This window comes from Rhizobium sp. N324, assembly GCF_001664485.1.
In the GTDB taxonomy this organism is placed as follows: Bacteria; Pseudomonadota; Alphaproteobacteria; order Rhizobiales; family Rhizobiaceae; genus Rhizobium.
Window position 1 is genome coordinate 2,489,667 of the sequence record NZ_CP013630.1, and the last position, 11,852, is coordinate 2,501,518.

Annotated in this window: 8 protein-coding genes; 3 read left to right on the forward strand and 5 right to left on the reverse strand. The window is 64.0% G+C overall.

The annotated features are described in order from the left end of the window. Positions 1-48 precede the first annotated feature (48 nt). Positions 49-600 (forward strand): hypothetical protein, encoded by a 552-nt coding sequence (locus AMK05_RS12030; RefSeq protein ID WP_003579600.1) that lies wholly within the window; start codon positions 49-51, stop codon positions 598-600. A 68-nt stretch (positions 601-668) separates the two neighbouring features. Here the strand turns inward: AMK05_RS12030 and folK are convergent, their stop codons facing one another. Genes folK through folP form a run of 3 tightly spaced genes read right to left on the reverse strand, consistent with a single transcriptional unit; the run spans position 669 to position 2,411 of the window. Next, entirely contained in the window at positions 669-1,187 is a 519-nt protein-coding gene (gene folK / locus AMK05_RS12035; RefSeq protein WP_171899828.1) for a 2-amino-4-hydroxy-6-hydroxymethyldihydropteridine diphosphokinase, read from the reverse strand. Then, entirely contained in the window at positions 1,180-1,545 is a 366-nt protein-coding gene (folB, locus tag AMK05_RS12040; RefSeq protein WP_003586182.1) for a dihydroneopterin aldolase, read from the reverse strand. Before folB ends, folK begins: the two co-directional genes overlap by 8 nt. After that, positions 1,542-2,411, reverse strand: coding sequence for a dihydropteroate synthase (gene folP, locus AMK05_RS12045; protein ID WP_064838656.1), 870 nt, complete (start codon positions 2,409-2,411; stop codon positions 1,542-1,544). The genes folB and folP overlap by 4 nt, the downstream gene beginning before the upstream one ends. Before the next feature lie 101 nt (positions 2,412-2,512). Between folP and AMK05_RS12050 the strand changes: the two genes are divergently transcribed. Further along, complete coding sequence (locus AMK05_RS12050) at positions 2,513-3,139, forward strand: DUF922 domain-containing Zn-dependent protease (RefSeq protein ID WP_064838657.1); 627 nt, start codon at positions 2,513-2,515, stop codon at positions 3,137-3,139. Positions 3,140-3,451: 312 nt separating this feature from the next. Here AMK05_RS12050 and AMK05_RS12055 read toward each other — a convergent pair whose 3' ends face one another. Together AMK05_RS12055 and AMK05_RS12060 are read right to left on the reverse strand one after the other, a co-directional pair. Further along, positions 3,452-3,772 (reverse strand): 2Fe-2S iron-sulfur cluster-binding protein, encoded by a 321-nt coding sequence (locus AMK05_RS12055; protein WP_064838658.1) that lies wholly within the window; start codon positions 3,770-3,772, stop codon positions 3,452-3,454. Positions 3,773-3,973: 201 nt separating this feature from the next. After that, positions 3,974-4,357: an Hpt domain-containing protein gene (locus AMK05_RS12060; RefSeq protein WP_003569019.1), complete on the reverse strand. Its 384-nt coding sequence runs from the start codon at positions 4,355-4,357 to the stop codon at positions 3,974-3,976. A 464-nt stretch (positions 4,358-4,821) separates the two neighbouring features. Between AMK05_RS12060 and AMK05_RS12065 the strand changes: the two genes are divergently transcribed. Continuing rightward, positions 4,822-11,826 (forward strand): hypothetical protein, encoded by a 7,005-nt coding sequence (locus AMK05_RS12065; protein ID WP_064838659.1) that lies wholly within the window; start codon positions 4,822-4,824, stop codon positions 11,824-11,826. Positions 11,827-11,852 lie beyond the last annotated feature (26 nt).

An 11,852-nucleotide genomic window follows, 5' to 3' on the forward strand; every position in this document is an offset into this window, starting at 1 on the left:
GGCAAAACTTGCAGCCAGTTCGTGAGTGGTGTTTGCCAAGGAAAATCCATGTATTCGCGCAAGTTTCTCATTATATGCGGTCTGGCCGCCGCGGCATTGTCTCCCGTCGCAGACGTCGCTCCGGCAGCCACTGCCGCAACCCGTGACAAGGCCTTCTTCGATTCCGTCGCCGGCTCCTGGAAGGGCCCGGGCGAAATCGTCGCCGGCAAGTACAAGGGGACGAAATTCACCTGCAATCTGATCGGCGAGCCCACGGGCGATAGCGGCGCCGGCATCAAGCTCGACGGCACCTGCCGCGTCGGCGTCTTCAAGCAGCCGATGACCGCCGTCATCTCTCAGTCGGGCTCGACCTACAAGGGCAAGTTCCTCGACGGCGCCGCCGGCAAGGGTCTCGACGTCGTCTCCGGCGCGGTCAGCGAGGATACCGTCGTCGTCGGCATCAACCGCGCCAAGCTCAACGGCGCGATGATCGCCCGCGTGCGCGACGACAAGACGATGAACGTCACCGTTTCGGTCAAGGTCGAAAGCCAGATGATCCCGGTCATCGGCCTGACGCTGACCCGTCAGGTCGACGAGATGGCCGTCGGCTCCATCCAGTAGATCAATCGCACAGCGGATTTTCCTGAAGCGGCGGGGTTCCCGCCGTTTTCCTTTTCAGGATCTTCGCCTCAGATCTGTAGCCACCAGTCGCGGCGGTTATCGGCGATTTCGATGCCGGCCACCTCGGCATCTTCAAGCCAGTCGCTGACCGCCCTGCCCTTGACGACAAGGTCCGGCGCGATATCGGCAAGCGGCATCAGCACGAAACCGCGATCGGTCATGCGCGGATGCGGCAGTTCCAGCCGCGGCGCCTCCTGGATGACTTCGTCATAGGTCAGCACGTCGATATCGAGTGTGCGCGGCCCCCAGCGCTCGATACGCTCGCGTTTCATCTCCCGTTCGATCGACAGGCAGACATCGAGCAAGGCCTCCGGCTTCAGCCGAGTTTCGACGGCGGCGCAGGCGTTGAAGAAGAAGGATTGGTCGGTCTTGCCCCAGGGTGGCGTGCGGTAGAGCCGCGAGACCGCCGTAACCCGGCAATCGTCTCGTGCGTCCAGCCGCTGCAAGGCGGCGGCCATCGCCTTGACGGGATCGCCTATATTGCCGCCGAGGCCAAGTGTGGCCGATTGCAATGCAGTTTCAGGCAAAGTGTTCAACGCTCACCTGCACGAAATCGAGCACGCCGGGCACCGGCGCGTTCGGCTTGCGCACCGTGATCTTCGCCCGCCGGACCTGCGGGAATGTCTCGCAGAGCCCCTTGGCTATATCGAGCGCCAGGGCTTCGATCAGGTAGCGCCGTTTGCCGGTGACGATCCCCTCGATCACCGTGAAGGCGATGCCGTAATTGACGGTATCGTCGATCGAATCGCTTTTCAGCGCCTCGCCGGCAACGACATCGAGCTCGGCATCGACGAAGAAGCGCTGGCCGAGGAATTCCTCCTCGTCATGCACGCCGTGGCGCGCAAAGAAGGCGCAGTTCTGCAGCGTGATCGTGTAGGTGGTCATGTCGGCCGCTTCCTCTCGAATTCCTGGCGCGCATTCAGCATAGCATCGGCAATATCCAGCGCATCCCTGTTGATTGCGACATTATGCACCCGGAAAATCGCAGCCCCCTGAACCCTGAGCAAGGCGCTGGTGACGGCCGTTGCCGCATCCCTGTCTGCCGCCTCACGCCCGGTCACCGCGCCGAGGAAGCGTTTGCGCGAGGTCCCCGCAAGCAGCGGCAGGCCGAAGCGGGAAAGTTCGGAAAACCGCGCCATCAGTTCGAGGTTCTCCTCTGCCGTCTCCTTGGCGAAGCCGAAGCCGGGATCGAGCACGATGCGGTCGCTGTTGACGCCGGCTGCCTGGGCGATCTCAAGCGACCGCTTCAGAAAATGCACCTGGTCGGCAATCACGTCGGGAAGCTTCGCCCTGTCGCGGCCGGTATGCATGATGCAGAGCCCGGCCCCGGTCGCCGCCGCGATGTCGGCGATATCCGGCTCCCTCTGCAGCCCAAAGACGTCGTTGACGATGTGGGCGCCGGCGCTGACCGCAAGCCGCGCCGTCTCGGCGCGATAGGTGTCGATTGAAATCAGCGCCTGGGTACGCCCGCGCAGCGCCTCGATGACCGGCAGCACACGCGCCTGCTCCTCGGAAGGGCTGACGGCAGCGGCGTTCGGCCGGGTCGATTCGCCGCCGATATCGATAATCCCGGCCCCTTCGCTCACCGCCCGAAGCCCATGTTCGACCGCAGCATCGACGGTTTCGAAGCGTCCGCCGTCGGAAAAGGAGTCCGGCGTCACGTTGATGATCGCCATGATGAGAGAACGACGGCCGAGTTCGATCTCCCGGCCATGGCCCACACGCCATAAACTGCCTTCGAACCCTGTCACCAGACTTATCCCATCGATCGCGAAAAAAGCGCCATCCGATATTGCGCTTGCGGTGGCTATGCCCCAAGCTCCGGTCGATTTCAACACGGGTTGCGTACAGAATGCCGCTTGCAGTGCGTTATATGGTCCTTCCTATCGCCTTTTCCATTGCTCTTTCCGTCTGCAGCCCAGTGCAAGCAGAAGTGATTGCATCGAAAAGCTATTCCTATTTCGACATTCGCGGCAAAACCGCGGATGAGCTCGACCGCGAACTCAGCCGGCGCGGGCCGACGTCGAGCGGTTCCTCGGCGCGCCACCCCGGCGCAACGAAGATCCGCTTCGGCGGTGAAGCCACCTATATCCAGGATAATGGCCGCTGCCGCGTCGGCAACGTCAAGGTCACGGTCCACACCCAGATCATCCTGCCGCGCTGGAACAGCCGCAAGGGCGCCAGCAAGGAGCTGTCGATGATCTGGGACGCCCTGTCGAGCGATATCAAGCGTCACGAGGAGCGCCATGCCGAAATCGCCCGCGATCAGGCCCGCGCCATGGAACGCGCCATCCGCGCCCTGCCGCAGCAGCGCGGCTGCGAAGCCATGCAGGAACTCGTCTCGGGCGAATCAGCTCGCGGTATAGAGGAGCACGATCGGCAGCAGGCGCGATTCGACCGGGTCGAGGCGGTCAATTTCCAGAAGCGCATGTTGAGATTGCTGAACAATCGAATCAATGGCCGAGCCGGCGCAAAATAAGGCTTTTTCAGTCTGGTTGCGAGCGGAAAACCTTAGCTGCACAACGAAACCTGTGCGAAACTTGCCGCCTCCCCAGTGATTTAATGGTCATTTTTCATCCTGGCAGACTCAACCGGAACGCGTTAATATGAACACATTCGAAAGTGCAGCTACGGCATCTGCCCTTTCATCGCTGGGTTCTCCTGGCGCGTTCCGAAGCCGCGGATGTTCCTCCCTCATCCGTAGGTAATGCGCCCGCCTCGCCTCGCTCGCACCAGCGCGCGAGGCGTCTTTTTTCTGGATCGTATACTGGCGAAGGTGAAGCGCAGGCGCTTAAGCCTGGCGCTCCGGCACGTGCACCACGAGGCCGTCATAGGCAGCCTTCATGCGGATCTGACAGGACAGCCGCGAGGTCGGGCGCACATCGAAGGCGAAGTCGAGCATATCCTCTTCCATCGCTTCCGGCTGGCCGACCTGCTCGGTCCAGGCCTCGTCGACATAGACATGACAGGTCGCGCAGGCGCAGGCGCCGCCGCATTCGGCCTCGATGCCGGGCACCGAATTGCGCACGGCATTCTCCATGACGGTGGAGCCTTGGTCGACGTCGAGGTCGAAGTGCGTGCCGTCGAAGGCGACGATGGTAAGTTTGGGCATCAGGACTATTTCCGGTCTTCAAATGATGGGCGGATTTTCTTCCGACAATTCGACGCTTCAGTCAACATCGGGAAAGTCGCCCTAACCTCGCAGATCGGGCCGTCACCCGCCGTCTTCAAAGCGTCATGGAAGACGTCGCAAAAAGACCCGCGGTTCCGCAATGGAACAACGGGCCTCATTTGGACGCATCTAGAACAGGGATCAGCCGCGGCAGAGCTTCAGGATGAAATTCTCGGCGTCGATGACGGCGGCACCGAGCGCAGCCGTCGCACCGGCGTCACCGCCGGTTTCCTCGACGGCTTCGGCCGTCTGCGACACGCGGAACGCGCCGACCGAGCTTGCCGCGCCCTTCAGGCGGTGCGCCGCCGCGCCGACCCGGATGGTTTCGCCGCTCGCAATATCCTGCAGACATGCGCGAGCCTGGCGTGCAAACATCTGAAGGACTTCAATTTCCAGCGACTTGTCGCCCATCGTCTGCTTGGCGAGATGGACGAGATCGATCGGCCGGACCTTCGAGGGACAGGGTCCCTTTGCATTATCCGGCGCCTCGAATACGATGTTCAATGCTGCCATCTGAGCTGCCATTGCCAATTCTCCCGTCTCGTGTCGTGCGCTGTTGCAACAGTTCTGCGTCAGGAGGGTGGCCATCGCGTTAAATTCCGGCACATCCGGGGCCGAAATCTCGCCATATGGTTAACGTCCGTTAAATATCCCTAAATTATTGGTTTTTAAGCGCTGCCGCGGATTCAAAGATGTTAACAACGAGTTAACGAGCCTTGAATCTCAAGCCTTCATTAATTGTGTGAAGAGCCCAGATGTGTCACTACGATACTGGTGGAGCGGGTTTATGGTACGCGCCTTTGCCGAGCGAGTGGATAATGGTAGTGTTTTGATACCTTCCGTTTGAAAAAGCGGCTATCCACTCTGAAATGACATGCTTATCCGTCCGTCGTTGGGATGGAAGGCTGAAACGGCAAAGTTGTTCCCCGGGTGAGGCGGAAGCCCGGGATTGCGTTGCCGGACCGGCCGACAGTAACGAGGCATAACCAATGGCGAACAACAAATATAACGAGTCGATTGAGGACAAGGCGTTCAAGGCATTGGACGAGGCGCTCCAGATCGACTTCGGCAAAGATAACGTGCCGTCTCGCCGCGGCGACGCGCCTGAGGCCCCGGAGGCTAATGTGTCTGATCCAGTGAATGCGCGTAACCAGCAGGCCCAGGAAGAAGCGCAGCGCCGCAACCGTCGCGGCGCCGGGGCTGAGCAGGCTTCGAGAGGGCCGGCTTTCACGCCCGCCAATGATGCCAGCCGCAACACGCCCGCCTCGATCCTGAAATCCTTTGACGGCGCCTCCAGCCGGTCGGCGATGCGCACCGCAACGCTGTTCTCAGTGCTCTGGGTCATGGGCGGCCTCGGCCTGATGTCGCTGCTGTATGCGCCGCAGATCTGGCAGATCCGCTCGCTCGCCGATCTTGTCGCCCTGCCCGGCGTCATTGCCGGCCTCGTCGGCATCATCATTCCGGTGATGATGTTCTATGCTTTCGCCATCATGATCGCCCGCGCCCAGGACATGCGCAACGCCGCCCGTTCCATGGCGGAGGTCGCATTGCGCCTGGCGGAGCCGGAAACCATCGCCTCAGAGCGCATCATGACCGTCGGCCAGGCCGTGCGCCGTGAGGTCTCGGCCATGAACGAAGGCATCGAGCGCACCATCGCGCGTGCGTCCGAGCTCGAAACGCTCGTCCATTCCGAAGTCAATGCACTGGAACGCTCCTATGCCGATAACGAGTTGCGCGTCCGTGGTCTCGTCCACGAACTCGGCTCCGAGCGCGAGGCGATCGTCAACCATGCAGACCGCATCCGCACCTCGATCGGCAGCGTCCACGACCAGTTGAAGGAAGAACTGTCGCTTGCGACCGAAGAGATCGCAGTGCGGCTTTCCACATCTGGCGAAGCCTTTGCCTCGCTGATCGATACGCGCGCCGCCACGATTTTGGAAAAATCCGACAACGCCCTTCAGTCGATCGGCAGCCTGCTCGCCGCCAAGACCGACAGCCTGTTGCAGACGTTGAACGCATCGGGCTTCGCGCTCGCCACCGAATTCGACAACCGCCTCGAAGCGCTCTCCGTCAACCTCAATGATCATGGCGAAAAACTGCTCAGCCAGTTCGAGACGCGCGCCTCGACCATGGACAGCAGCACCGAGAAGCTGAATGCCGCGCTGCACGAGCGCACGCAGCAGCTCAGCGAAATCCTGATCGCCCGCACCCGCGAGATCAATGAGAGCCTGACATCAGGCGAACGCACCATCGGCGGTACGCTCGACGATGTGCTGTCGAAGCTGAACAGCGCCCTCGATGAGAAGGGCGCAAGCTTCCGCCAGAGCCTGCAGAGCTCGGCTGACGACGCCGTCATGGATCTCGACGTCCGCTCCGGCTTCTTCGAAGAGCGGCTGCAGACGACCGTTGCCCAGTTGTCGACCGCCTTCGACGAACGCGTCGCCGAATTCACCAGCGCCTTCGACAAACGTACCGGCTCGCTTGACACCAAGCTGATGGAGAGCCTCGCCCGCATCAACGAGACGCTGACCGGCGGCTCGGAGTCGATCGACGGTATCCTGAGTTCCAGCATCGACCGGCTCGGCTCGTCGATGACCGATCAGTCGCTGGCGCTCGCCACCGCGCTCGCCACCGGCCATGAAATGCTGGAAAGCGCGCTCGGCACCCGGGCGGACGAAATCACCACGGCGCTCAGCAGCCGCACCGGCGAACTGACTTCGGCGCTGCAGAGCGCTACTTCGGACATCGCGCTGACGCTTGCATCCGGCACTTCCGAGCTGCAGAACAATCTGCAGACGCGCTCGGCCGAATTGCGCGACACGCTGCGCACCACCACCACCGATCTGACAACCGCCGTTGCCGAAGGCACCGAGCGGGTCACGTCTGCCTTCGGCGGTCGCGCCGAGGAACTGAGCGGCGTGCTTTCGGCGCGTGCGGCAGAAATCAGCGAGGCGGTCGGCACGGCCCACAGCCGTATCGACAGCGTCATGGCAGAGCGCGGCGGCGCGCTCGTCGAGGCGCTCACCGCCCATCACGGTCGCTTCGAGGAAGCGCTGACATCACGCTCCGATGCCATCATCAACGCCGTGTCCGGCACGCACGACCGCCTGGCCGAAACGCTCGACGAAAAGGCCATGGCGCTCGCCATTTCGCTCAACGAAAACCAGGCCCGCATCGAAAATACGCTCGAGACCCGCTCCGCGGCCCTGCTAAACGCCGTCTCCGGTACCCATGACCGCCTGTCCGAAACACTGGACAGCAAGGCGGCCGCCCTGACCACCTCGCTCGACGAGCGCCATGCCCGCATCGAGGACGCGCTGGGAGTGCGTGCCGAGGCGCTGCTGAACACCGTATCCGGCACACGCGACCGTCTTGCCGAGACGCTCGACGAAAAGACGGCGGCCTTCGCCATCTCCTTGAACGAGAGCCAGGCGCGCATCGAAGACACGCTCCAGACCCGCTCGGCGGCTCTGCTGAACGCGGTCTCCGGCACCCACGACCGCCTGTCCGAGACTCTGGAAGGCAAAGTGGCAGCTTTTGCAACCTCGCTGAGCGAAGGCCAGGCCCGCATCGACGAGACGCTCGAAACCCGCTCCGCCGCTCTGCTGAACGCCGTCTCCGGCACGCATGACCGGCTGTCCGAGACACTGGACGACAAGGCGATGGCGCTCGCCATTTCGCTGAACGAAACCCAGACGCGCATCGAGGATACGCTGGAGACCGGCTCCGCAGCCCTGTTGAATGCCGTCTCCGGCACCTATGAGCGCTTGTCCGAAACGCTGGACGAGAAGGCGATGACGCTCGCCATCTCGCTGAATGAGAGCCAGTCGCGGATCGAAGACACGCTGGAAGCGCGCTCGGAAGCGTTCCTCAAGACCGTGTCCGGCACGCATGACCGTCTTTCGGAAACGCTCGACGAAAAGTCGGCAGCCATCGCCGCCTCCCTGGACGAGGGTCGGAGCCGCCTGCAGGACACCCTGGAGAGCCGCTCGGAATCCATCCTCAGTGCGGTCTCCGCCACCCACGACCGCCTGTCCGAGACGCTGGACGACCGGGCGATGGCGCTTGCCATTTCGCTGAACGAGAGCCAGAGCCGTCTCGAAGAGACGCTGACATCAGGCGCCGAAGCGATCACCAACGCGGTCTCCGGCACGCATGACGGCCTGAACGGTGTGCTCGACCGCAACGCTGCGGCCATTGCCACCTCGCTGAACGAAGGCCAGATCCGCCTCGAGGAAGCCTTGGTGCACCGCACCGCTGCGATCATCGGCGCCGTGACGGCAACGCACGATCGGCTCACCGACACGCTCGACGAAAAGACCATGGCGCTCGCCATTTCGCTCGACGACAACCAGAGCCGCTTCGACAGCGTGCTCGAAGCGCGCAGCAATGCCATCATGGAGGCCGTCTCCGGCGCCGAGTCGCGCGTCGCCGGCGCCTTCACCGACAAGACCGATGCCATCCGCGCCGCCTACACCGACAATCAGCAGCGGCTCGAAAATGCGCTTTCCGAACATAGTGCCGCCCTTTCCGGCGTTCTCGATGCCGGCGGCGCCCGCTTCGAGGATCTCGTCGGCGGTCTCACCGGCCGCATCGAAGGCCGTCTGACCGATGCCCATGTTCGGCTCGGAGGCCTCGCCGACGAGGCCGCGGCACGCATCGAAGGCGGGCTCACCTCTGCCCATGAGCGCATCCGCACGACGCTTGAGGATCGCGCCAACGCCATCGACCTGTCGCTGAACCAGGCGCATGCGCTGATCAATGATACGCTGACCGAACACGCGACCAGCATCGGCACCTCGGTGGCGACCAGCGTCAGCATGCTCGAAATGTCGCTGGAGGATCGTGAAGCCGCGATCCGCCAGGCGATCGATGCCAGCGCCCAGACGTTGGAAGACCGCATGCATGCCGGCGCCGGCCAGATCGCCGGCCGCTTCCAGGAGGCGGCAAATGCGATTTCCAGTTCCACCCAGAATTTCTCCGCCCAACTCGATCAGTCTGTGGAAAGCCTGACGGGCCGTTTTGAAGAAACCGGATCGCGTGTCGAAGCCGGTCTTGCGGCGATCGAAACGCGCATCCGCGACGGCGTCGGCGGCGTTGCCGAAAAGGTCGAAGCCGCCAGCGGCCAGCTCTCCGGCGTGCTTGCCGACGGCATCTCCCGTTTCGGCGCGCTCAGTGACGACGCTAACAGGCGCATCTCGTCGACGCTGGAAGGCAGTGCCGCAAACCTCACGCAGGCCATCGACAGCCGCACCGCTCATCTGGCCGAGACGCTCGATAGCCGCGCCACCAGCCTGACGGGCGCTATCGAAGGCCGCACGGCAAACCTTGGCGAAACCCTCGACCGCGGCAATGAACGCATCGAGGAACGTCTCGCCACCATGGACCGTGCGTTGACCGTCGGGCTCGAGGCCGTCAACCGCACCATCGAAGGCAAGGCCGCCGGCCTCGCCTCGACGCTGCGCAGCGCGGTTGCCGAAGCGGCTCAGGGAATGGAAGGCGAAGCGACGAGAACCACCGAGCTGCTCGGCAAAACCGGCCAGCAATTCGCCGTCGATCTCAATGCCAAGAGCGATGAATTCACCCGCACCATGGATGAGCGCTCGTCGCAGATCGTCACCCGCGTCACTGAGGCCCAGAGCAGGCTCGCAAGCCAGGCCGCCGCCGTCGCCCAGACCTTCTCGGAAGCCGGCAACGCCATCGTCAACAAGGTCGCTGAGGCCGAGACCATCGTCGGCACGCAGGTCAATGCCATCTCCAAGGCGCTGTCGGATGCCGGCCAGTCTCTGGAGACGCGCGGCGATGCCATCCGCTCGACGCTGTCGGGAGCCGGCAGCGAGATTTCTGCCACGATGGCGGATGTCGACCGGGCGCTCGAGGCCCGCGGCAGCGCTATCCGCTCCAATCTCGAAGAACGCGCCCGCGAGATCGATACGACCTTCTCCGAGATCGACCGGGCACTCGAAGCGCGCGGCAATTCGATCCGCGCGACGCTCGACGAACGCACCCGCGACCTCAACTCGATGCTGGCAGGCCGTTCGGTCGAATTGACGCGCATCCTCGACGAAACCGCCCGTCCGATCATCGACCGCTATACCGATGCCGGCGAGCAGGCCGCCGCCCGCATCACCGCCGCCGCCAACCTCAGCGCCGATCGTCTGCGCGCCGAAAACGAAGCGCTCGCCAGCGCCGTTGCCGCCCGCACCGAGAATGTCGCCAATGCCGTCAGCGCCATCGAAAACAGCCTGGTCGGCAACGTCAACGGCCTCGTCGAGCGTATGTCGGAAAGCAGTGCGGCGATGGCGATGATGATGAACCGCGCCGCAGAGCAGTTGTCCAGTGTCGACAGCCGTCTCGGCGAGACCACGACGCGCTTTGCCGACTCCACGACCAAGGCTGCCGAGATGGTCAACGCCTCGACCCGGCTTCTCGAAGGCAAGGTCGACCGTCTTTCCGACATTTCGGGCCAGACGCTGTCGCAGGTCGGCGGCATCATCGGCCGCTTCGACGAACACTCCAAGGTCCTGACCCAGGCCTCGCAGCTTCTCGGCGCCGCCCAGTCCAACCTCGCCTCGACGCTCGAAGAGCGCGAAGGCGCGCTGCAAGCGCTCTCCGTCAGCCTGGTCCAGCGATCCGACGAGATCGAAAAGACCATGCGCGGCCTCGGCGGCATGATCGAAACGGTGTTCGAGCGGGCGGAGCAGCGCTCCAACCAGGTCACCGGCAATCTGCGCCAGGGCGTGCAATCCTCTTTCGCCGATATCGGCCGCATTCTCAGCGAAACCGAGAAGCGCGCCCAGGAAGCGGCCGAGACGATGCGCGAGGCGATCACCCGCGCCGGCGACGAGGCCAATACGACGATCGACGGCACCTTCGCCAATGTCGAGCGTCGCTCCGGCGATCTCTCCAACCGCATTCGCGGCGGTCTGACGGCCTCGCTGTCGGAAGTCGAGCGCATGCTCGGCGAAGCCGGCCGCGCCTCCGACGGCGCCGCCCAGAACATGCGCGAAGCGCTGCGCGAAGCGATCGACGATGCCGTCGGCCGCTTCTCCGGCGCCACCGATGATATCCGCCGCTCCGCCGCCGACATCCGCAACGAGCTCGACGCCACCCGCGCCGAATTGAAGCGCGGCGCCTTCGACCTTCCCGAAGAAGCCAAGGAAAGCGCCTCTGCCATGCGCCGGGCCGTCGCCGAGCAGATCAAGGCGCTCCAGGATATCTCCCAGCTTGTCGGCCGCTCCAGCCAGCAGCTTGAGATCTCCGAGCCCGTCGCCCGCACGCTCGCTCAGGCGCAGCCGGCCGCGCGTGCCGCCCAGCCCCCCGCAAGCCAGCCAGTCGCCAGCCAGCCGGCAGCAGCCCAGCCCCAGCAGCCGGCGGCGCGTCCGCCGATCGAAGCGACGGGCCTGCGCGGAACGATCGCCCCGTCTGCACCGGCCGCCGCCCCCCAGCGCGCCGCTCCGCAGGCTACCGCTACCCAGCAACCAAGCCGTCAGGAGCCGGCTCGTCCGGAAAGCGGCGGCTGGATCAGCGATCTCCTGCGCGGCGCATCGCGTGAGGAAGCCGCCGACGAGGCGCCGGCCCGTAGCCCGGCCCGCCCTGCGGAAACCGCCGCACCGGCCGCCCGCAGCAATGACAGCCGCAATCCGCGCCACGTCGTCGAATCACTGAACTCGTTGTCGGTCGATATTGCCCGCGCCATCGACCACGACGCCTCGGTCGATCTCTGGCGCCGGTACCAGCGCGGCGAGCGCGACGTCTTCACCCGCCGCCTCTACACGCTGAAGGGCCAGCAGACCTTCGACGAGATCAAGCGCAAATACGACCGCGAACCGGAGTTCCGCACCGCCGTCGACCGCTATATCGGTGATTTCGAAAAGCTGCTCGCCGACGTCGCCCGCACCGACCCGAACCAGACTGTCACACAGTCCTACCTCACCTCGGATACGGGCAAGGTCTACACCATGCTCGCCCATGCGGCCGGCAGGCTCAGCTGAGTTTGCCGATCTGAACTGAAGCTCAG

Coding starts and splice junctions, on each gene's coding strand:
- AMK05_RS12030 (WP_003579600.1), top strand. CDS start 49: ATGTATTCGCGCAAGTTTCTCATTATATGCGGTCTGGCCGCCGCGGCA.
- folB (WP_003586182.1), bottom strand. CDS start 1,545: ATGACCACCTACACGATCACGCTGCAGAACTGCGCCTTCTTTGCGCGC.
- AMK05_RS12050 (WP_064838657.1), top strand. CDS start 2,513: ATGCCGCTTGCAGTGCGTTATATGGTCCTTCCTATCGCCTTTTCCATT.
- AMK05_RS12055 (WP_064838658.1), bottom strand. CDS start 3,772: ATGCCCAAACTTACCATCGTCGCCTTCGACGGCACGCACTTCGACCTC.
- AMK05_RS12060 (WP_003569019.1), bottom strand. CDS start 4,357: ATGGCAGCTCAGATGGCAGCATTGAACATCGTATTCGAGGCGCCGGAT.
- AMK05_RS12065 (WP_064838659.1), top strand. CDS start 4,822: ATGGCGAACAACAAATATAACGAGTCGATTGAGGACAAGGCGTTCAAG.